21 protein-coding genes are annotated in these 23,054 nt (G+C 30.0%); 12 read left to right on the top strand and 9 right to left on the bottom strand.

All coding sequences use genetic code 11. The features are described from left to right. Nucleotides 1–88 precede the first annotated feature (88 nt). From H0I28_RS03835 to H0I28_RS03785, 11 genes are all read left to right on the top strand, one after another. Entirely contained in the window at nucleotides 89–736 is a 648-nt protein-coding gene (locus H0I28_RS03835; RefSeq protein WP_218760581.1) for a hypothetical protein, read from the top strand. A gap of 54 nt (nucleotides 737–790) precedes the next feature. After that, the gene (locus H0I28_RS03830) at nucleotides 791–2,047 is read left to right on the top strand and encodes a hypothetical protein (RefSeq protein ID WP_218760579.1); all 1,257 of its coding nucleotides are present in this window, start codon (nucleotides 791–793) and stop codon (nucleotides 2,045–2,047) included. 180 nt (nucleotides 2,048–2,227) lie between these two features. Further along, nucleotides 2,228–2,974, top strand: coding sequence for a hypothetical protein (locus tag H0I28_RS03825; protein ID WP_218760578.1), 747 nt, complete (start codon nucleotides 2,228–2,230; stop codon nucleotides 2,972–2,974). A gap of 131 nt (nucleotides 2,975–3,105) precedes the next feature. Beyond that, the gene (locus H0I28_RS03820; protein ID WP_218760576.1) at nucleotides 3,106–3,861 is read left to right on the top strand and encodes a DUF2314 domain-containing protein; all 756 of its coding nucleotides are present in this window, start codon (nucleotides 3,106–3,108) and stop codon (nucleotides 3,859–3,861) included. 21 nt (nucleotides 3,862–3,882) lie between these two features. Beyond that, nucleotides 3,883–4,071: a hypothetical protein gene (locus H0I28_RS03815; protein ID WP_218760568.1), complete on the top strand. Its 189-nt coding sequence runs from the start codon at nucleotides 3,883–3,885 to the stop codon at nucleotides 4,069–4,071. A 152-nt stretch (nucleotides 4,072–4,223) separates the two neighbouring features. After that, nucleotides 4,224–4,652 carry a hypothetical protein gene (locus H0I28_RS03810; RefSeq protein WP_218760567.1) on the top strand — a complete coding sequence of 143 codons (429 nt, stop codon included), beginning with the start codon at nucleotides 4,224–4,226 and terminating at the stop codon, nucleotides 4,650–4,652. Between the two features lie 32 nt (nucleotides 4,653–4,684). After that, entirely contained in the window at nucleotides 4,685–5,140 is a 456-nt protein-coding gene (locus H0I28_RS03805) for a hypothetical protein (protein WP_218760566.1), read from the top strand. Next, a complete protein-coding gene (locus H0I28_RS03800; RefSeq protein WP_218760565.1) occupies nucleotides 5,140–6,363 on the top strand; it encodes a hypothetical protein in 1,224 nt (407 codons plus the stop codon). The genes H0I28_RS03805 and H0I28_RS03800 overlap by 1 nt, the downstream gene beginning before the upstream one ends. A gap of 18 nt (nucleotides 6,364–6,381) precedes the next feature. Then, nucleotides 6,382–7,206 (top strand): alpha-ketoglutarate-dependent dioxygenase AlkB, encoded by an 825-nt coding sequence (locus H0I28_RS03795; RefSeq protein WP_218760564.1) that lies wholly within the window; start codon nucleotides 6,382–6,384, stop codon nucleotides 7,204–7,206. Continuing rightward, nucleotides 7,203–7,712 carry an endonuclease V gene (locus H0I28_RS03790; RefSeq protein ID WP_218760563.1) on the top strand — a complete coding sequence of 170 codons (510 nt, stop codon included), beginning with the start codon at nucleotides 7,203–7,205 and terminating at the stop codon, nucleotides 7,710–7,712. The genes H0I28_RS03795 and H0I28_RS03790 overlap by 4 nt, the downstream gene beginning before the upstream one ends. A gap of 21 nt (nucleotides 7,713–7,733) precedes the next feature. Further along, nucleotides 7,734–8,165 (top strand): hypothetical protein, encoded by a 432-nt coding sequence (locus H0I28_RS03785; RefSeq protein WP_218760562.1) that lies wholly within the window; start codon nucleotides 7,734–7,736, stop codon nucleotides 8,163–8,165. A 79-nt stretch (nucleotides 8,166–8,244) separates the two neighbouring features. Here H0I28_RS03785 and H0I28_RS03780 read toward each other — a convergent pair whose 3' ends face one another. The 9 genes from H0I28_RS03780 to H0I28_RS03740 all read right to left on the bottom strand — a co-directional run bounded on the left by H0I28_RS03780 (nucleotide 8,245) and on the right by H0I28_RS03740 (nucleotide 20,274). Continuing rightward, nucleotides 8,245–9,015, bottom strand: a complete 771-nt coding sequence (locus H0I28_RS03780) for a hypothetical protein (protein ID WP_218760561.1) — start codon at nucleotides 9,013–9,015, stop codon at nucleotides 8,245–8,247. 34 nt (nucleotides 9,016–9,049) lie between these two features. After that, nucleotides 9,050–11,425 carry a hypothetical protein gene (locus tag H0I28_RS03775; protein ID WP_218760560.1) on the bottom strand — a complete coding sequence of 792 codons (2,376 nt, stop codon included), beginning with the start codon at nucleotides 11,423–11,425 and terminating at the stop codon, nucleotides 9,050–9,052. Between the two features lie 78 nt (nucleotides 11,426–11,503). After that, entirely contained in the window at nucleotides 11,504–11,878 is a 375-nt protein-coding gene (locus H0I28_RS03770) for a hypothetical protein (RefSeq protein WP_254712830.1), read from the bottom strand. A gap of 236 nt (nucleotides 11,879–12,114) precedes the next feature. Then, nucleotides 12,115–12,750 carry a DUF1444 family protein gene (locus H0I28_RS03765; RefSeq protein WP_218760559.1) on the bottom strand — a complete coding sequence of 212 codons (636 nt, stop codon included), beginning with the start codon at nucleotides 12,748–12,750 and terminating at the stop codon, nucleotides 12,115–12,117. A gap of 180 nt (nucleotides 12,751–12,930) precedes the next feature. Continuing rightward, nucleotides 12,931–13,542, bottom strand: coding sequence for a DUF1444 family protein (locus H0I28_RS03760; RefSeq protein ID WP_218733500.1), 612 nt, complete (start codon nucleotides 13,540–13,542; stop codon nucleotides 12,931–12,933). Nucleotides 13,543–13,845: 303 nt separating this feature from the next. Then, nucleotides 13,846–14,331 (bottom strand): phosphoribosylaminoimidazolesuccinocarboxamide synthase, encoded by a 486-nt coding sequence (locus H0I28_RS03755; RefSeq protein WP_218760558.1) that lies wholly within the window; start codon nucleotides 14,329–14,331, stop codon nucleotides 13,846–13,848. A 58-nt stretch (nucleotides 14,332–14,389) separates the two neighbouring features. Continuing rightward, on the bottom strand, nucleotides 14,390–14,713 hold the full coding sequence (locus tag H0I28_RS03750; RefSeq protein WP_218760557.1) for a hypothetical protein: 324 nt from the start codon (nucleotides 14,711–14,713) through the stop codon (nucleotides 14,390–14,392). An 18-nt stretch (nucleotides 14,714–14,731) separates the two neighbouring features. Beyond that, on the bottom strand, nucleotides 14,732–15,145 hold the full coding sequence (locus tag H0I28_RS03745) for a hypothetical protein (protein WP_218752931.1): 414 nt from the start codon (nucleotides 15,143–15,145) through the stop codon (nucleotides 14,732–14,734). Between the two features lie 122 nt (nucleotides 15,146–15,267). Next, entirely contained in the window at nucleotides 15,268–20,274 is a 5,007-nt protein-coding gene (locus H0I28_RS03740; protein WP_218760556.1) for a DUF4132 domain-containing protein, read from the bottom strand. 237 nt (nucleotides 20,275–20,511) lie between these two features. Between H0I28_RS03740 and H0I28_RS03735 the strand changes: the two genes are divergently transcribed. Then, complete coding sequence (locus tag H0I28_RS03735) at nucleotides 20,512–23,025, top strand: hypothetical protein (protein ID WP_218760555.1); 2,514 nt, start codon at nucleotides 20,512–20,514, stop codon at nucleotides 23,023–23,025. Nucleotides 23,026–23,054 lie beyond the last annotated feature (29 nt).

Below are 23,054 nucleotides of genomic sequence, written 5' to 3'. Positions count from 1 at the left end.
TATGATTTAATAATATCATTAATTTCAGTGATAAACAAAAAGCACATTCCCTCTAATTTTGTCTAACAATATAAAAAACAAAATAGTTATGGGATTAACAATTTCTAGTGGAATATTAGTAGATTTTAAAGAAAATGAACCAGAAGGTTACGAAGCTTATAAAGTCATTTTTGATAATATAAATACAATATTAATAAAAAATGGTGTTGAAACTTACCAAGAACCAAATGAAATGGAAATAGAGCCATTACAATTTGGAGGTTTTCCTTATAGTTTTTTACATCATTTAAGACGTTTTGCAGCCCACGTTTGGGAGCATAAAGATAATGAGAATTGGGATTGGACACCAACTCCTTTTTCTCCGGAAGAAGAGCCAGAAGGTGATGCCATTTTAGAAGATCATTATTCTTATATGTCTAGCCATCTTTTAACACATTCAGACGCTGAAGGTTTTTATATTCCTGTAGCATTACCAGAAGTTCTTTTCGATACTGATAAAGCACCTGTACCTGGCGCAATGATTGGGTCTTCTTACGATCTTTTAAAAGAATTAAAAAGTATAACAAAGCATTTAGGTATTGGTTTAGATGAAAATAATGATGTTACCAATATTGACGAATTAAATAAAATTGTAGCAGATGAAGGTGATTTTTGGATAGAAATATTAGTTTGTGTTACTCTTTTAGATGCAGCTAAATTTAGTATCAATAACAAAACAGCTATTGCTTTTAATTAAATAATAACCTCTTTTAACTTTAGGTTCTCTCCAAAAAAGAAAAAAATAGTACAAATGAAATTCACAGACAAGAATACAAAAAACATCAAACAAGCTTGGAATTTATTAGGAAGCAAATATGCTTCTGACGTAAATAAAATGGTGCAGTTTGGTGAAACGAACGGATGGGAAAATTGGAAAGGAGAAGAACCTAAAGACGAAAGAGAGTATTTAGCAGATGCTGTTTATCAGCTTTTAAAAGAGGCTAATAAAAATAATACCATTACTCAATTTAGAGATGATTTTCCGCCTGCACACACGCCTTTCATCAAATTTATACAAGATAAAGGACAAAGTGTAGAACAGTTACATTTTATAAATGAGCAGAAAATTGTGTTTTTAATAGGTACTGCTTATCAAAAAAGACAAGCATATATTCTTAAAGACGATACAATTATAGAACTTAAAACCTCTATTAATGCAATAGGAAAATCTAAACAAAATAATGTTTTTGCTATTGCATCAAACAATACTATTGTAACAACACAAGGTTGGGAAGGTACTGTTATAGCTGCATTTAATTTAGATAAAGCTAAAGATTTAAGGATTTCAGAATTAACTCCTTTTAACGACGGACATAAAATTCTAATAACAACATCCGAAGGAATTTATATTATTTCTAAAGATGCAGAAAACATGATTCACCCAGTTCCGGATCTAGAAGACGAAGAATGGGAATCTGATATGGACATGGAAAACGCAACAATTTCTAATGATAATAATTACATTGTTGTTGGCGACCAATGCAGCGACCATAGAGTTTTAGATAATAATGGCGTAGAAATTGGAGAAGTTGGTCCGCAATCTTCTTATCCAGATTTTTGTCTTTTCTCTAAAAATGACCATCAATTAATTACAAATTCTTGTCACTTTTATAATGGTGTAACTATTGGTGTAGATGCTACAAACTTAACAAATATCAATATAACAGCTTATGAAGAAAGCGAAGATTATACAGTTATAGATGACGGAATGAGAGTTTATTGTGGTGTAGCAACTTCTAAATATTATATTTTAGGTGATGCTTTTGGATATATTAAAGCCATTGATACCAAAGGGAATTGCATTTGGAAATACTTTTTAGGTTCTACAATTACTAGTATAACTATTTCTGATGATGAAAACACATTATGGATTGGTTCTGCATCAGGAATGCTTCATAAACTACAATTAGATAAAGGTCTTAGAGATAACCACACCATTGGAAATGGAAATCATTATGAAGAATTTAGGTTCATTTTTTGGAAAGAAGAATCCATTATGCAATGGTAATTCTATCAGAAACAAAAAATAGCAAAACACTTTTTGATATTTTAATATCACTGAAAACAGTTACCTAAAAACACCACTAAAGTTTCATCTTTGTTCGTATAAAAAAATCATATAGAGATAAAAACAATTCATTTTTTTAAAAGACTTAATAGATGTTTTTTATACAGAAGCTACAATAACATGAAACAATCATTACTAATTATATTCAATTTAATCTATTTAACTGGGTATTGTCAATATCCTTTTGAAGAATTTCCTAAACCTGTTTATGAGGAATTCAACGATTGGAAATTATACGATTTAACAGAAATAAAACAACAAGCAGATTATACAATTACTATTAATGATTTTTTTGAAACAGAAGCTTTAACCATTCAATTAACATCTTATACAGGAGATGCAGATCAAGAATCTTCCATAAGTATATTTAGAGGTAAAACTCAAATTCAGAAACTTTCTGAGGATATGTTTTTTAGTACGTTAAATATTTTTGAACCAATTAGAATAACTGATTTTAATGCTGATAATCTAAAAGACATAAAACTTTTAATTCCGTATATGGGTAATGGAATAGCTGCTTTAAATGTTCGTGTAATATATCTGATACAAAATAAAAACAAAGGATTTTCAAAAATTTCTTACGATGATATGATGGATGGAAATCGTGAAGAAAGAGATTTTAATAAGGATGGAATCTTTGAAACGATTACGATGAAACTTGATCATTATGAAAATAACAATTATTGGACATTTAACATTTTTGAATTTACAGAAATGGGACTTACCAATGCTAATGAAAAAAATAATTATCCAATAATGACACAATACCTTTATAAAAAAAACTTTAAGGTCAGTAATAAAATAAGTCATTCTAAAATGAAGACGTATGCTTTAGAAAAACCTAAAGATTATAACTGGCAAAAATAAAATTGGTAATACAATATAAAGCAAATAAGCTATTCTTTTTAATCTAAAGATTATTGCTATTTACAAAGTCATCAAATCTTTTGATTTGGTATTAAAATTTAAAAAAATAAATAATTAAAAACAAAGAAATTATGAGTCAAGAAAACAATATATTTTACACTGAACAAAACGAAAAAATGAAAGCTGCTTATCTTAAAGCGCAGTCTACCTTTAACTACTTTTGGCGCGAAATTTATTGGGAAGCTAAAAGAGTTGTTCCTGCTCACGATTTAGCTTTAGTAAAAATTCCTTTTCAACAAAAAATTGAAGAAAAAGAAGAACCTTTGGTAGAACACATGTGGATTAGTGAAATTGATTTTGATGGAGAATTTATTACAGGTATTTTACAAAATGCACCAAATAAATTGACAAATGTTGCTGAAGGCGATACCGTTACCAGAAAAATATCAGAAATATCAGATTGGATGTTGTCTATAGATCGTAAAACTTATGGAGGATATACCATTCAGGCACTACGTTCTGATATGACAGATAAAGCGAGAGAAAACCATGATAATGCTTGGGGATTAAACTTTGGGGATTATAATAATATTCTAATCGCTCATCAACAAGAAGAAAAAGAAGAAAACCTTATTGAGCACCCAATGAGTAAAGTAATGGAAAAACCTGCTAGAGATTTCTTTACAGAAAACTTAGATGTGGTAGCTGCTGTAGCTGAAAATGGAATGACAAGATTACACACAGAAACCATTGCAGGAAACAAAACTGCGGTAGATATTTTATTAGAATTAGGTGCAGATAAAAATGCTAAAACTAAAACAGGTAAAACAGCTTTAGATTTTGCTACCGCTTTAAACTGGTCTCACCTTATACCTGTATTAAAATAAAATAATAAGTCATCATTTTAAATGAAAGCAAAAATCAAATATATTTTTATTGGTCTTTTAGCCATTCTTACGCTTTCTTGGTTCTTTATTAATAACCCAAAAAGCGCTAATACGAATTCAATTTTTAATGAAAAAATTAAAGATGGTGATATTATTTTTAGTGCTCTAAATACTGATAACGGAGCAGTCCTTCAGAAAAAGGGAAAATAGGTCAAGTGGTAAGGTTTCTTCACGACCCAAATGAGTTTGAAGTGATTGCAGATAGTTTTGAAGCCTATTTACAAATGCTTATTGATACTGAATTCTCTTTTATAAGAGAAGGTTATTTAAGATAAAACACTACGTTAAATAAGTCTTTAAATATGAATAAAAAAGTAGCCTTACTTCTTCTAATACTTATTTCTTTACTAATAGGTATTGTAATTAATTACAGAAGTCTAGAAAAATATAAAGAGCAAGAAAGTCATATTTCTCAATCTTTAGATGGTCGTTTAGCAATATACTTGGAGTCAGGGAGAATGCATGATGCTGATTATTGTAAAGTTTTTATTTTCGATACAGCGGTTTATCCAAATTTAAAAGAAGCAGGTGTATTTCCATCAAAATTACAGAAGAATAATCCTAAAGCTTTATTCTTTATTCCTATCAAATTTTATGCTCGAATTACAGATTTTGAATGGAATGATAAAAATAACAAAGTAAGCATTAAACAAGCGGCTGTTAACGACGAGAAAGCTTTAAACTACGAAATTGATTTGAATAGTTTTAGCTTTTACAAAAAGGACGAATAAACATATTTAGATTAAAAGTTAAAACGGATTAGATGAATTTAGATAATGCCTTCACAAAAATTAAAAACTTCAACGTCAATGACGATATGGAAGATTATGAAATAAGTGAATTTTTTGATGTTATTGGAGATGAATTAACTGATGTAGGTGGTTTTACAGATTTGCAAAAAGAACAATTAATTCAAACACTTTTTGATTTTCTAAAACGTCAAGATCCAGAATTAGATGAAGATTTTTCTTTTATCCATTTTATAGAACATATAGACAAGCCAAATTACAAAATTTATAATGCTGAATTATTAAAGTTCAATACAGAAAACGGAACCATTATGGCTACCCTTTTATTGAATCGGTTTATTAATGGTTTAAAAGAAGAAGAACGTAAAAAATACATCGATTTATTAAAATCGATTTCTGAGAATAGGAATTATACCGATTTAGTGAGAGCGGAAGCATTGAGTTATTACCAACATCAAATAGAAAAATAATGAACATAGAAAATGCACTCTCAAAAACTAAAAATATTTTAATTGATTTAACTAATTCAGCAGATACTTCTGAAGCTTTAAATTATTTAAAAACCAATTTTAATGGTCGTATTGTAAATCATTTTTCTGAGATTAAAAACACAGAAAAAGGAACTAGAATATATGTTATTGGTGATATTAAATTACTAAACACTGATGCTAAAGATGTATTAATTATTAAAGAATTTTCTTTTAATTATGATGACATTCATACTGATAAATATAAAATTATTGATGAAGGACAAGTTCCTATAAATATCCATAATGCTGGTGTGTTTTATCGTCAGTTTTTTGAAGACAACGATTACTTTTCAAAAATAGAAAAAGAACATCAATTTCAAAATTTAACAGAATCTACCAAGCAAACTGTAGCTTTAAGAAAAGGAATTTATCTAAGTAAAATAACCAAGAAAAAATCATCTAAAAACGAAGAGCAACTTCATTTTAAACTATTAAGATGTTCTAGTAATTTAACCGGACCAACAGATAACTTTAGAGCAACAGACACACATATTGTCAATACAATTAACGAAGCCGTACAATTCGATTTTGAAAAAAAAACCGAATTAAACCACGTATTAGCTCAAATTTACGAGAATAAAAAGAAAGACAAAGACCATCCAAAAGATGTAAAAGCGAAGATAAAAGCGCATTCTGATAAAACAAAAGACATGCCAAAAGAAGGTTTAATTGCTTTTTGTACGTTTTACAACACAACTAATTTTGATAAATTAAGTCCTTCTAAAACCAATAAATTTGATAGGGTTTATGGTAAATCTAGCGGCTTATCTAGATTGCTTTTCAAATTAAAATCGTCTGTAAAAGATGCTACTTTAGTCAAAGAATTTTCGGTGACATTATATCCAAATTCTGTGTTTTTAATTCCGTTGTCTACCAACAGATTATACACGCACGAAATTAGACCATCGGTTTTAGACATCGATTTAATTCCCATTAGAATGGGCTATGTAATTCGCTGTTCTAACTTAGAAGCAGTTTATAAAAATAACCAAACCTATATAAAACAAGAAGATAAATTAGTACAATTAGAAGCTATGGATACTGAAAATCTTGTTAATTTAAGAACGTCTTATTACGAAGAAAACAAGACCGTAAAACGTGTCGATTATGGTAAAGTCCATTTTAGTATGAATACTGGAGATTACAAAAAACCAATCTATTAATTAGAAAATGTAACCGTTATGAATAACCATCCATTTTATAAAACGATACTTCCTTTAGAAACCAATCTTTTTGAATCTTTATCAAAAGAAATTGTCTTTGAAACTTTAGGAAAAGGACGCGTTGGTAATCATATCGTTAAGTATATGGATGCTATTCCAATAGTAAGAACAACCACTAAGTTTACAATTCTGTCGCATTATTTTACTGTACCTCATCTTAATATTTTAAACCAAATAAATAAGATTTTAGAACAAGAAAATCAACCAAAAACAGCTTTTAATTGTGGTCTTATTGAGATATACGACGAGAATTACACAAAAATGGGTTACCATTCAGATTTAAGTTTAGATCTAAAAACGGACTCTTATATTGGTTTGTTTTCGTGCTATAAGCATCCAGAAAAGTTAACAGATACAACCACTCGTATCCTTAGAATTAAAGATAAATCTACCGAAGAAGAATTTGATATTCCGCTAACTCATAATTCTCTTGTTTTATTTTCTTTGGAAACGAATGCTAAATATTCTCATAAAATAATACTAGAGAACCCAAACCGTGAAGCATTAAAATTAACAGACAATAAATGGTTGGGCATCACTTTTAGAACCTCTAAAACCTTCGTGAAATTCAATAATGATACTCCTTATTTTGAAGATAATTCAATAATGGAACTTGCAAATGAAACGCAAGAAAAAGAATTTTATAAACAACGCGGTGAAGAAAATAGAAGTTTAAACTTTACATATCCAAAGATAAAATACACACTTAGTGAAGCAGATCTTATCGTTCCTAAATTAGAGGAGAACGATACATGCAATAACAAAAAAACACAACAATTATGATACTCGCTTTTGATACTTATTATTACAACGGAAAAGCTAAAACAATTGCGGTAAGCTTTAACGATTGGGAAGACGACGAACCAACAAAAATTTATACGGATATTATTGAAGGTATAGAACCATACGAACCTGGATCTTTTTACAAAAGAGAATTACCATGTATTTTAAGCTTGTTGAAACAAGTTAATTTAGATGAGATAGACTTAATTATAGTTGATGGTTACGTTATTTTAGAAGAAAAACATTTGGGCTTAGGTGGTTATTTGTACCAAGCTTTAGAAGCTAAAATTCCGGTTGTTGGTATCGCTAAATCTGAGTTTGTGTCTAAAACAGCTGTATTTAAAGAAGTGTTTCGTGGCGAAAGTAAAAAGCCATTGTATGTAACTGTTATTGGTACTGATAAAGATGAGGTTTGTAACGCCATAAAACGAATGCACGGTAAATACCGAATGCCAACATTATTACAAATTGTAGATACTAAAACAAAAGAAAATACTAAGAACTAATACTTTAAAAAAGTTAAAAATATGAATGAAGATTTAATCATAACCTCTGTAGATGAATTAAAACCAATGTTTAGAAAAAATTACAGGGAGTTTATTACGGAAAAATCAAGGGTAGTTGTATTTGAGGAAGAAGAATTTAAGTTATATAATTTTGAAAAAATGATGGAACTTACCAACATAGATGGAATGGAAGTCAGTAAGATTCACGCGTTAAAACCATATGTTAAAACATTAAGTGAATTTATGAATCCGACATTTAAAGATTTAGATGGGTACAAGTGGAGTTTAGAAAAATTAGCTTTAGGTAAAGCTATTGGTGCTAATTCTGAAGGTGATTTATTGTTTTTTGGATGCTATGATAATACTAAAGTACATCTTTTTCGTCACGATGATGGTAGTATAAAGAGAACTAAATTAACCTTGTTTGAAATTATTAAACAATTTTCTGAGTAAATTTCAGGTATTCATCGTAAATAAAAAAAGCCCAATTATACATTTATAATTGGGCTTTTTAGTTTTTTTATGACTGAAATTATTCGGTGTATCTTAAAAATAAATGATTTTTATTTTTAATAATCTCTTCTAATTTTTCAAATTCTGATGCTGTTGTATTATACAATTTTGCCAAGTCAGCTATCAATGCTTTTACTTTATTGTCTTTTAATGATTCATTTTTAATAAATCCTAAAAAGGAAGCGCCAATTCCAAAAAGTTCAAAATTATAGGTTTCAAATAAGTACTTCGATAGCGCGTAATTTTCAAAAGGACTTAAGTCGGCATCAAAATATCCATTCGGAAATCCTGTAAGTCCTTCGTATGGCTTTTCAACGGGAAGAATTTTCAGTATAATTTGTTGGTCTAAAAAAGCTAATGGAGATTCATTAATGTTTTCTAAATCTAAAACATCGTCTTCAGAATTGCTTAAGTCTTTTTCACAAACCGTTTTAAAATCAATCCCTTTTGTGTGTTTTAAAAAGTTTTCTCTGATTATGAAATATTCAGATGGTGTAGAAAGATGACCCAAATGTTCATTATCTTCATCATAACAGGCTTTATCAAGTCCAGTTAAATCATAGCCATCAGTATCTAGCAAAGAATTATAGTCACACGCATGACCACTAGTATATTCGGCTTGACCTAAATCATCAAGAGTTAAGATTATAGTCTTGTCGGGATGATTTTGTTTGTAGGTTTGGTAAACCTCCATAAGTTCTTCGTACGACTTTATATTTTCGATTAAGAAACTGTCAAACAACATTTCGTGGTAAGGCGAACGATTATTAGTTAATTTTTCTATTGTCATCTATTTTGTTTTAGATAGCAGATAACCACAAAAGTTAGGCTATAGCTTCTTTGCTAAACTCTTTTTTCAATTCGGTATAACCTTGCGTTATTAAGTTGTTATACTTATCTGGACTCATGTTATAACCACGAAAACCAGAAAGGTAATATTTTAGTTCTTTCAGCTTTAGTTTTGTAAAGTATTCTGGCACTGCATTTTCAAATGAGCAACCATCAATATCTAAGCGTTCTAAATGAGGTAAATCTGCTATCCAAGTTGGTAAATCTACAAAGTCATTTCCGCCTAAGGATAAGGTTTTTAAAGTTTTAATCTGCTGAATGTATTCTGGTAAAGCGTCGTACTTGTGACCTATTAAAAATTCAGTAAGCTTTAATTCCGTAATACTTTTAGGAATGCTGTTTACATCGCTACTAATTCCCATAAGGTTTAGTTTTTGTAAAGCTTTAAACTGGTTTAATTTAGCATAAGCTTCCATTCCAAATTGGTAACTTAACGCGATATATAAGGATTCTAAAAGAGGTGCCTCTAAAGTTTCAAGCGTTTCAAAAGACGTATAACTTACATTTAATTTTTTTAGATGTTGCAATTTAACTTTAGGAAATCTAAGTGTAACGTCATAATGGGCCATTTCTAAGGTTTCTAGATTTGGCATATTGGCAATAATGTCCTCTAGGTTTTCGGCTTTATAAAAATCTAATTTTAAATATTTTAATTGAGGCGCAGGTTTAGGTGTTAAAGCCAAAAGGCTAGCTTCATTATTATCTAAATGTAAATACATTAAGTTGGTACAATAATGAAGTATATTTTGAAAATGCCCAGTATTAGTATAAGCCTTTAGAGTGGTCAATACTTCCGGTTTTGGCAAATATTGTATTAAGTCTTCTTCTGTGTTTTCACTTTTATTAATACCAGAAAAATGAAGCGATGTTGTAATTAAATTTCGAAATAAAACTAGAGGATCTTCAATCGCTAAATTACCAAAATAAGCCTGTTCTGTTTCTAATAATTTTTCTGAAGCAATATATTCCTTAATGTCGAATAAATGCAATTCTTTAATTTTAGAGGGTAAATTTTTAGCCTCTAAAACTAAACTTCTACAACTGTTAAAGCATAAATAATCTAGGTGTTGCAAGTCTTTTAAACCTTCAGGAATACTTTCTATGTTGGCACCGTATAATTTTAAATAACTTAATTGCGTGCAGTTTTCAATATTTTTAAACAAGGTTTCCATTTGGCTTCCTTGATGAACATCAATAGCTTTAAGTGTTGTTAATTGTCCGAATCCTAGCGTTACATCAGAAAAATCTGTGATATATTGAATTTTTAGTTTTTCTAATTGTGTAAAACGTTCCGGATGCGATAACACGTAATTTAAGATTTCGACATCATTAATTAATAATTCTGTATTTAGAATTAGCGAATTTCCTGTTACAATTTCTAAACCATCATCTAAAGTGATGTATTCACAACGCTTTGTAAATATTTGATGGTCTTCAATGGTTTTAATTAAAGGAATGGCATCTAACTTCAGTACAAATAAATTGTCTAATTGGTTGAATCCGTTAGGTATTTCACTCAAATTAGGACACAGGTACAAATCGAATTTCTTAAGGTTTTTAAGCATAGAAATATGCGCAGGAAGTTGAGTTAAATGTTTTAAACGAATAAAACTTATTTCCTTTAAACTTGTTGGTAATTGTAATTGAGAGGCATCTTTTAAATTGACTAAAATAAAATCTAATTCTTCTAGTTTTATAAGTTTTTCTAGCTGAAGCGATTCTTGAAAGTCTGTTTCTATGTCGCTTAATTCTAGTTCTTTTATGTTTTTTAAAGACCAAAACGATTCTGGAAATGAAGCGAGTTTTGGTAATTTTAAAGTAACACTTTCTAGCTGTTGTAAATTCCCTATAGAAACTGGTAATACTTGGTAATTGCCTTTAATTTCTAAAGACATTAAAGAGGTAATATCACAAATTTCCTTTGGCAAACCGTTACTAAACAGATCATCTATTTTTAGGTGGCTAATACCATTTAAACGCGAAATAAGATCAGGTTGCTTTTCTAGTGTTTCTGCAATCGTTTCCTCTCTAATAGAAAGTGATGAAAATTGAAAAGCATTGTAGATTTTACCAATAGGAAACAATGGATCTTTAAGTCCGTATTTAAGCAAGGCGTTTAAAACATTTGCTGAATTTTCACCGTTTTCAGGCAGTTTATTACGGGTGTTAAAAGCGCTAAGAAGTTCTGGCGTACCGTGCGCTTCTAAAGTTTTAGAAACCTCATCAATAATAATTGAATCTCTAGAAGTTTTACCAACTGCAAAAAGCTCATAGAGATAAGCTTTAGGGTAATTTTCTTTTTCTTTTAAATTGTTGTAATAACGTTGAATGTTCGATAGATCTAATGTCATAATATAAATTTTTTAATACAAATCGTGGCTATTTATTAGGCAAATGGAATTATTAAGAATCGTAAATAATGTAAAAATTTATGCAGAAATGTGGTTAATTGCTTCCATACGTTTTAAAATAATAGGTACAAACAAAGCAAACTTAGCATTAAATTCTTCCTGAGTTTTTGCTGTGTTTAAGTTTTCGCCCATCGTTACCCAAGTCACGTACAAAGCGTCTTTAATATTAGCTTCATCAGTATCTATATTTAAAGCTTTTATTAGATTAAAGTTTTCATCTTGACTGTAAAAACCAGATTCTTTAACAATTTCGAAAACAAGTTCAAAAATGCTTCTTGTATCTAAAAGCTCACTAATCATTAATGTTATTTTATCGGAAGCATTTATAGACTCAAAAACATCTACCATTAAGTTCTGTACCCTATAGTTGATACTACAATCTAGATTTTTCAATTTTTATTTTTTAAAGTTTATTTTTAATATGTATCGTTCGCTATTTACAACCAACAAAAGAAATATAAGTGGCAGTAATTTGTTAGACTTATAATACTACATCTTATACATTTACTACAAAATTAAACAAGCACATACGTTTTTTCATCACTGTATTCAGCCATTTGTTTATTTAGTGGTTTATCTGATAGATTTTATAATTTTCAATTGATAAAAGAAATAGTATTTAGCTATTTTTATTCCTCTATTGTTATATTATCTAAGGCGATATGTCCCGTAATTCGGCCTGCTTTCATGGTGAAAAGAATATTTGCTATTGGCGCATTTCCATAACTATCGTCTTCCCAAGCGTCTTTGTGTAAGCCTAAAAAAGCTTCAAGTAATTCTTCTTCAACATTTCTCGAAATTACCATCATACAAGAGCGCCTTGGTACAGAAACAAATAATTCGTCGGCTTTTAACATGGTGTGTGCTTTTAACATATGTGCTTCAGAAAGAATACGTTCACTAGAAAAATCGTTTCCACTAGAGGTTAGAACCTTATTTTGCAGTACTTCTGAATATGTAAATTCTGTTTCATAATTCCCTAAGTTTCTAAAAGCTTCATTTGTAATTTGCTTTTGATCCATAGTTTCTAAATGCTTTTGTGTTAGAAATACAAAATTATCTGGAGTATTTATACCATACGCAATAACTACTTTTGGTCCCGCTTCTGATCTTATTAAGTTAGAATTTAATGCCCCAGCTTTAAGACCAACCCAATCGCCTGGTTTTAAAATAGGGTATATTTTCTGATCACTATTTTTAGTCTCTTCAACTATTTTTTCTATTTCTTTTTCTGATTTTTCTTTTCCGTAAAGAGTACCACTCATAATGTTTAGTTTTTATTATTTACTACAAAATTAGAGAAGCATATAAAGTTTTTTATCACCGTATTCAGCCATTTCTAGATTTAAGGAATTATTTATGATGTTTAATTAAATAGAATTAGAACCATAAAAAAAGGCATTCTTAAAAATAAGAATGCCTTTTTTGTAATTATTAAAATTGAATTATAATGGAATGTGTCCTACAATAGTTCCTTCTTTTACAATAAAAAGAGAATTGGTAATAGGTGCATTTCCAAAGCTATCATCTTCCCAAGTAAAGTTATGTAAGTACGCAAATTTATTCATTGTCTCTTCATCTACATCTCTAGAAATAATGGTCATACATGTTCTTCTTGGAATAGATACCAATAACTCTTCTGCATCTAACATGGCATGTGCTTTTAACATATGTGCTTTAGAAAGAATTATTTCACTAGAAAAGTCGTTTCCGTTAGTAGCAACCGCTTTATTATCTAATGATCCAACAAATTCTAATTCCGCTTCATAGTTTCCTAAGTTTTCAAAAGCTTCACTTGTAATTTGCTGTCCATCCATAGTTTCTAAATGTTTTTGAGTTAAAAACACAAAGTTATCTGGTGTATCCATTCCATATGCAATTACCACTTCTGCTCCATTTTCGGAAGGAATTAAAGTATTGCTTAAAGCACCTGCTTTTAAACCAACCCAATTTCCTGGTTTTAAAATAGGATATATTTTTTTATCACTATTTTCAGTTTGTTCAATTATTTTTTCTACTTCTTTTGAATTTTCATTTCCGTTTACTGAACCGCTCATAATGTTTTGTTTTTATTATTTACTACAAAACTACAGAGGTCTCTAATTTTTTTTATCACTGTATTCAGCTATTTCAAAATTTAACGGTTTATCTATTCTGGACGTTTTCTAAATAAAATTATAAAAAAAAGGCATTCTTAATATTAAGAATGCCTTTTTTTTATAATTATTTCCTTAGAAATAGAAAACGTTACTAAATCTATAACATAGCGTTTAGATTTATAGATATACGATACCTTCAATATTACCACTTTTTACATAAAAGAGTATATTAGCAATGTGAGTTTAGTGTTTCACATTTTTTTATTGCTTTAATAAATTCTCTTCTTTCATTATTTTTATTGCTTTTTCGGTTTCTTTTGTGCCATTTTTCATTGAACCTGGTAACATTATGATACGTTTCTTAATTTTTCCTTTTTCGTCTTTAAAAAGGACTTCAAATCTAGAACGCGTTATTCCGAATATTGCTTTTTTAAATTTGATACTCTTAATATCTTTTCGTTCAATTATTGGTGTTGCAGAATTATTAATGCTTTTAAAGATTCCATATATAAGAAATAAACTAACTATTAAAGAAAATATCGATATCAAAATTTGACCTTTTTGAAAACTATCAAATGCTGAAAAAAGTAAGAAAGCAGCAATTCCTCCATAAATGATAAAAACTCGAGTTATGCTTTTTCCTACCGCCACGTTTGCAACATTTCCAATAATTCCGTCTCTTGTTAGAATAATCTTATCAGGTAAAATATGACAAAATCCTGTTTTAGTATTAAATTGTTTTTCCATTATTTTTAATAGATTTATTTTTTGTTTTCTAATTAATTTTCAACAGCTTCTTAAAACTTTATTCCTCAATTTCAAGCACTGTAAGTTCAATCATCTTCTTGTTTGTATATTGATAAACTCCTTTACCGGAAACTTGTTTTGTAAAAAGCCTAATATCATCACCCGAAGAAACACCTACATTAACATCAAATAAAAATTCTGCTTTTTTAAAAGTGAAAGAATTAGTTGTAATATCTACAGAAATGTTAGTTGGTTGCAATGTAACAGTCCAATAACTAGAAGCTTCGTTACCAAAGTTTGTATTCGCTAATAAATTTCCCCAGGTTTTATTATGGTTAGAAATTTGTACAGCTAATTGGGTTTGTATGTTTTCTGTTTTCATACTTGCTGATTAAAAAAACTACCAATACGTACCTACTAAAAAGGTCATTCTTATAAAAGCAATTACACTTTCTGACGTTAGGTCTAAAGGTGCTTTTAAATCTGTAATTTCGTCTTCATCTACAAAAACCACAAACAACCCGTCTTTAAAAGCGAGTAAAACATTATCGATTGCTTTTTGCAAGTTTGCTAAATCGGTATTGGCTAATTCGCCAAATTCTACTTTACCACTTTCTGCTTTTTCTTGTATTTCGGCCGGACTTAAAAACCCAATTACATTAACTTCTGTTCGTTTTTTATTAAAAGCTTCTACTTGATTTTTTACACAACCAATTAATAATTCTTCTAAATTTTTAGGATTTTCTTCTAAAGTAAAAGGTACTTTTTTTACTTTCTTTTTGCCTAATCTTTTAAGTTGTAACGTTAATTCCATAATATGCTAAATGCTTTTTGCGTTAGGGATTGTCGTGGAAAGCCCACAGTGCGTTAGCACGAGGACTTGCAACAGAAAGCCCGACCTCGCCTAAGCGAGGTAACGCCCTTATTATTTTTATATTAGCTATTTATTTGTGCTAAAATTGTTGGATCTTGAATTTTATTATCTTCGGATAAAAGCTTCATTTTAGAAATAATTTCTGCCGATTTTGGATCGTCATCTACAAAGGGTAAAAACATACGTCCTCTGTGCTGACTATGCACCGGAATTATAGACAATGCTAATCCGTTTTTACTTACTTGACCACTTCCTAAATGAATACTGTATTCGCCAAAGGTTCCTTTAATAAACACAAAACGTTCTTTAACGGTAATGTTTTTAAGCTTGAATAATCTTGCCGATTCTTCTGCCAAAGCAGCACGCATTTGCATAGTACTATGACTTGCTTCTGGATCTACACCACCAACATGTGCAACACTTACCACAAGATCTATATCTCGCATAATTTCACTAAAAATTACAGACGGAATCTCGGTAAGCGGAATTCTTTGATATGTATCTACAGAATGAAAACAGATATCTTCTATGGTTGGCGCTTCTGCTTCTGAGGGCGAATACCAATCTGCCATAGCATACATGGTTGCTATAAAACCTTTTTTGTGATATACTTTTTGCAAACCTTCTTCCATACTAACCGTCCAACCACGACTTCTTAAAAGTGCTATGGTTTTTTTAGGCTGAATTTGATGTCCTTGGTAACGTTCGGAACGATTGCTGTGTTCGCGTTCATCATCGGTAACTAAATACAACTCTCTAAATACTTGTTTAAAAGGCTGTGTTAAACGCTCTGCAAATAAGTATTTCTGATACATATCCCATTCTATAGCTTTGTATAAATGAGAGGCGTGCGCAATAACTAAAAGGTCGTTTTCTTCTAATTGATGCATTTTTCCGCTAGCATCTGTTAAAACACTTTCATTGTAAAAACCAGAAATTTCTTTTTCTGGAACATACATTACCAATTTACTCAACATTACTTTTACAATAGGATGTTGCATCATATTATGAATTTCTAGTGCTGTAAATTCATCTTCATTTACCATTGCATTTTCTAATGATAAACGAGTTCTACTGTATTGTCTAGAAAGGTATGTTTTGCTTTCTTTTAAAGCAATTACTTGTTTGTCTTTACGTAATTTGGCAGGAATATTTTTTAATGACTTCCCTCCTTTTGTAACTTTAATATCTGTTTTACCAAGATTGTTAATGACCAATTCTACCTCCGTTTCTTCTATGGAAATTTTAGAATTCTCCATAATTTTTTGAGTAGCCTTTGCTTCCATTGCCCAACTAAAACGTACACGATCTTGATAACCTGCGTTACGAGATAAATTGTCTAAACCAATTTCTACAGCAATAGCCTCACTTTCTTGACGTTGCGCTCCAAATTGTTTGCTTTCTTTTAAGAAATCTTGCAATAGGTTGTAACGCTTTAGTAAATCTTTTTCTGGTATGGTTTTACTTAACGGAATTAAGCCTAAAGCACGCACATAATCTTTATCTCGTTTGTCTTTAATTTTCTTTAATGTTTCGGTGATTTTTACTTCGCCTAACATTACGCTAGAATATAATTTTACTTGTCGGTGTCCGTTTCCGTCAGAAATATATTTGGCTGCGTCATGTAATAATTTCCAATTGGTTTTTCCGATGGTTTTATACACTCTATTAAACCAATCTACATCTATGGCACCAAGTGCAAAATCGCTTTTTGGAATGTTAGAATAACGAGAAATAATGGTTTCTTGTTCGCTATTCATACGATCTGAAGCGTGTGCTTGAAACCACCAAACGGCATCTTCTAATTTTTCTAATCCTAAATATTCGCCAATAACACCTGTCCATTGTGTTGCATAACAGGCAAGTTCTATCAAACGTTTTTTAGTAACTTTAGAAGCATCTGCACGTGCAGCAAAATCCGCATAACTTTCAGTATCTTTAAATAGAGATTTTTTAAGCATAGCACTAAAAATAGTTTTTTTACTCTCTCCATAATAACTATAACCACGTTCAAAATTATCTTTACCTAAACGTTCTAAAATTCTAAATACATAATCTACACCTTCTACACGATGAATACCACTCATGTAACCTGTAGCAGTGGTTTCTAAATCTCCACGTTCTAATTCTGTTTCTAATAAATTGGTTTTTAAAGGTGCTAATACGTGCTTAGGTACGCTGTCTCTTTCTATCCATTTATAATTCATTCTATAATTAAAACCACCGTCCATAATGACCATTAATTCACGAGAATGTAAGGCTTGAAAACATAAATCATCATCGTTAATTAATCCTTTTTTATAAAGTCTTAAAGTTACTGCAATACTTGGGAATGGTACAATTCCTGGTCTACTGAATTGTTTTGTTATTACTTTTACATCTGCAGTAGTATTAGGATGTTCAATATCTTGCGCAACTAAATACATATAAAAGCTCCAATATTTTTGAACTTGTTCTTCTGTAAGAAGTTCTAAATTATTAATACTTAAACTTGGTACAAGTGGTAAAATGATGTTTGCCCAATTGTACGTTTTTTTATTATAGCGGTAATTAGAGGTTTGATATTGTACTAGCTTAAGCTTGTCTGGAAAATTAGCAATCATATCTTCCATAACATCTAGCTTAAAATTAGCTATTGTTTTTTCTTCTACATAAACTTTATATAAACGTTGTAAAATTTCATTATAAGCTTCAGATTTTGAGTTGTAACTATCTTCTTTATCTAAATTTAATCCGCCTAAATCTGGATAATATTGTCTTGCAAAAGCGCCTAATTCTTTGTAATCTCCAAATGGATTATTATGGTGAGTTAAATAACGGATTGCAGCGTGCATTTCAAAATCATTCAATTTACTTTGCTCGTACCAAGCAATCCATAATTTTGCTAAAGGAAGGTTCTGTAAATGATCTTCTGCAGTAGCATCATCACCTAATTTTTTTATACTACGAATCCCTTTTTCTATATAAGTGGTTGCTATTTCTCCTCTATATAGTTCTGCTTGATATTCGAAATGTTTGTTTTTAGTAACAATTGCTATTAACTTATTTACCTCTTTTACAATCTTATTAGCGTCTATAAATTCTTTAAATTTAAACCCTGCTGAATCGGAAGTGGTAATGCCTAATTTATCGAAGAAACTGGTCTTTTTTTCGAAACGAGATTGTGGTATGTATAACGGTGTTAAGTTATCATAATCTATAGCACCAAAACCATTACTATAATTAAACTCTTCTGCATTGTCAGAAAATTTATCTAAATAAACCTGTTCATTTTTAGAAATTCTAGGTCGTTCGTTATAGATACGTATTTGGTCTTCTACAAAGTTAGACTGTCTATTATCGTCGTGTAAAAGCGTTAACATTTCTAAACCACCTAAACGTTGATCTATACTTTTTGCTGTTACCAAATTTGTAGCACTGTTTCTTAAACGATCTGCTGGTAATTTTACCAATAACTGAATTAAAGAGGTGCGTAAATCTTTATGTTTTCTTCTTAATAAATCTTCTGCAATTTCTAAATCTTCATCATAAAGATGCATTCTACTAAACAAATTAAGTCCGGTAGCCATTAACAATTCGTTTCTGTTATAAATTGCTTTTCTTGCTAAAGCTCTTTTCCAAGAATTTTTATCAAAATTTAAAGGTTCTTTTTTCTCTGAATCTTTTTGATAATTGTAAAAAGAATAACTGTAATCTATAGGGAAAACTTTACGAATGTAACTCTCTCTAAATTCTGTTGGCAACAGTTCTAAATCGTTCGCCATTAATTCTAATTGCTCTTCTGTAGATCCACTTAAAAGAAACTGATAAAAATAATAAGAGTTAGGTGTAAAACTCCACCAAGAGAATATTTTAGTTTCGAAAGTTTTACCTTTTTCTTCTGCTGCTTTTGCTACATCAAATAATTTTGAAAAAGTGTCATTATCTAATGAAGTATTGTGTGGTAAATTTACTGCCATCCAATGATCTAAAGCATAATCTTTACCAATTTCTTTTTTAAAATAAGCAACTAAAGAATCGTTTGTTCTGTCTGTTTTAGATATAAAATATAATGCTAAAATCTTTTTATTTCTATCTTCTGATGTATACACAAGATCTAACGCTTTGGCATTGGCTTTGTCTACATCTAAAATTGCAATAGACCATAAAGCGACTAAAACCTCTAAATTATCTTTACTTTTAAGAAGTGTATCGACTTCTTTTAAGTTTAAAATTAAAGATTGTGACAATTCTAAAACTCTATTGATTACCGATTTTTTAGGCGTATCCCAATTTAAACCAAACCAAGTACTTACTGCTCTAGTAACACTACTAAAACGTGTAAGGTCGTTTTCTAAAACGATATTAATCATATATTTTAAAGCACCAAGACCAGCTTCATCTAAAGATTCTAAAATAGTTTGCCTTAAACCTTCTTGACGTTGGGCTGCGAGTAATAACTTACCAACCATTTCCCAATGCTTTTCGTTTTCAGAAAGTAATAACGCCTTTATAATATCTATACTAATACCACCAATTTCATCTTCAGACTGAATAATATCGTCTAATAACTCATCAAACATCCCATCTCCATTATGCAGTAAGGTTGCTAAGAAATAACTACTTGAACCTGGAAAATACGTGCTGTATTGAAACTGTTCTTGCAATGTTAAGCCGCCAAACCCCCTTCTACTTAATCGTAAAAATTGTGTAAAAAACTGTAATTTATTACGTAATGTATCTTGCGTTTTTACAGATCTAAAAGCTTTTCTGTCATATCCTCTTTGATAAGGTAACGTATCCATAAAGTCCCACATATCGGCTAAATATGGAGTTTGAACAATACCATACAACTGTATTCCTAAACGCATTCCTTCTTCGGTTCTCCAAGGATTTATCGTAATTGGATTGTCAAAAATAGCAACAAAATCACTTACATTATAATAGTTTCTTCTTTCACCTTTATCAAAACCTCCTAATATTTTAGCTAAAACTCTATAAGGTTCAGAAAATGGACGAAAGTCAAACCTATCTAATTCTGGTTTTTTATATTTTTCTATATATTTTTTAGCGTCTTCTACTGGAATCATATCTTTTAATTCTTTAAATCAATTATAAATGCTGATTATAAACCTTATCAAAAAAAGGAGTTATAATTAGTGGCAAGATAAAAGTACTTCAACTTTTTTTACTCACGGTATTTAGTGATATTTTTTTGTAAAGGTTTAACTTTTTAAAATGAAGGTGTATTATTAATATCACAGAATACAGTGATAAATTACATCTACTTTTAAAATAGGTTTGTAAAACCAAAATAAAACAACCTTATGATACTTGCTAAGCACGAACTTGGTTTCAATTTTTATGAAGATGAAACATCTTTTGAAAAAATTAAAGCTTGTAAAAATTACCCAGAAGATTTTTATTACGAGATTTTTGTACTTGCTAAATCTACTAAAAACAAGCAGATTAGAACTGAGTGTACCAATATCATAAAAAAACAGGCACCAGAAGCTTTACAACTCGCCTTTAAGAGTCGAAAAAAAATAACGACAATACAAGATTCTCAATCTTTTAACAAGAAACTGATTGCTGTATTAGAGTACGGCGTACTTTCAGAAGACTTAGACCTTTGTAAACTATACACACTTGTTTGTAAGCGATTAACGCTTTCGCTTGAATATAGAAGTAAAGAAGTTATTGAACTTTTCATAGAAACACCACGTCTTTTAAGTCAGTTTAACGGTGTTAAAGAATTAACAATTAGCACCTCTAGACAGAAAGAAAGTTTTAGTAGCGTTGTAAACAACATAACGCAACTTTCTTCATTAGAGAAACTTGAGCTTGACATTGATTATAAATACATACCAGAAGAACTAGAACGATTAGTTAACTTAAAAGAGTTTATACTAGCAGCACCTAATTTGGTATGGGTTCCCGTAGGAATAACCAAGTTAAAAGCACTTAAAAAGTTGGAGTTTAGAGGAGATTTTCGTTATGGTGATGACGATCCTAACCCTAACATCGTTAACTTTATTTGGCTTACAGAACTTACAAGTTTAAAGCATTTAAGAATAGGTTCTTTTACAGTGCAAGATCTCTCTAATGTTGAGCTTCCGGCAAGTTTAAAAAAATTAGAGCTTTTTAGGTTAGAAAATCTAACCGCTTTACCCGAAACACTTGGTCACTTACCAAAACTAAAAACATTAAGGCTAAGTGGTATGAGGGAGCTAGAACACTTTCCTGCATCTGTTAGTGAATTTAAAACCTTAGAGGTTTTAGAAGCTATTCATTTATCTAAATTAAAAAAAGTTCCTGCTGCTTTTATTTTTGGACCCAATATTAAACGTTTGCTAGGTTTGTATACAGAGTTTATACCTTATGGTGAAACACCTGTAACTAAGCTAAAAAGAATTGATTTCACCCATCCAGAGCTTCTTAGTTTTGTATTAGATAATGCCTTGTCTTTTACTAATTTAAAAGAGATAGAAATTAATTGTGATGCACCAAAAAGAAGAAGTGCACATACGCTTTCTGCATTTAAAAAACTTAAAAACCTTAAGTATAGATTAGCGCATCATTTAGAATGGGTTTTAGAGGATATTCACGAATGTAAAAAGCTAGAAGACGTTCTTATTTATGGAATATATAATAGGACTGATGCTGAAATAACAAACGCTGATGTTACTAATTTTCCTCAGGCATTTTCTAGGATAGAGCATTTGCAAACCTTAAAAGTACACCGTGCAAAAGCACTAGTTTTAAATACAGATTATTTACCTATAAAGACAGACAGTCTTACCATTACAGATATAAAAGTCATTGAGCCAGGTGTAGAAGATTTTGAGGTAAATCATATAAAAGTAATAGGTACACCTATTACCGCATTGCAAAAATTTTATTCGGTAATACGTGCTAAAAAAATTAAGTTAGACGATGTAAACAGTGTTAAAAATGAGACTTTGGATTTTGATAATTTTAAAGACCCTGAAAGCTTTAAAGATTTTATATTTAATAGTAATGTAAAAGGCTTAGACAAAGCATTAAAAACACTTTGTAATTTACAATCACTAACCATTGATTTTAATAAAGATAATGCCAAACAAAACAACGGTTTAACCGCTTATACACACCATAATTTAAAGAACTTGACTATTAAAAATTTTAATGGTGACACTAGTGTTATTAAATTATTATTAGAACATACGCCTCATCTAGAGTTTTTAGAAATTTACGATTGTGTAGGCCTTGTAAATCTTCCTAAGGTTACTTTAAATAAACTAAAAACGCTAAAATTATTTTATAGCGATGATATACAGTCTATAGAAAACTTAACAGTGCCCAACATAGAACTTTTTAAAGTTTTATCGTGTGACAATTTTGGTTACAATGCTATGGTTACGGCATCACATTGGAAAACGCTTAAATTTCTTTGGTTAGAAAGCATTAGTCAAGATCTTGAAACCTACCCAGAGACCATTTCGGACTTAAATTTAGATACCTTTTTTATTGATGGATTTTTAACTAAAAGACAAATCCCAAAATGGATAGGCAGAATGAAATCCTTACGAGTTTTAGGTACAGAAAACTTTAAGTATTCCCCATTACCGGAAGAATTAGCCGAATTAACCCAATTAAAAATAATGAGCATTAGAAGCTGTGATTTTACAGTACAAGTGTCTGATAAATTTAAGAATTTGAATTTAGAGGATTTAATTTACAGGTATTCAAAATTTAATGGAAACAATATGAAATCGTCTAAATTTCACGCATTAGCTAAAAATAAAATCTTAAAAGAAGATTTTGATAACAGATATGAAAAATATGATCTGTACTGCTAAAGAAATTTAAGCACAACGTACCGCAACTC

Source organism: Polaribacter sp. AHE13PA (genome assembly GCF_019278505.1).
In the GTDB taxonomy this organism is placed as follows: Bacteria; Bacteroidota; Bacteroidia; order Flavobacteriales; family Flavobacteriaceae; genus Polaribacter.
The sequence above is the reverse complement of the archived record's forward strand: the minus strand, read 5'-3'. Positions and strand labels throughout refer to the sequence as shown.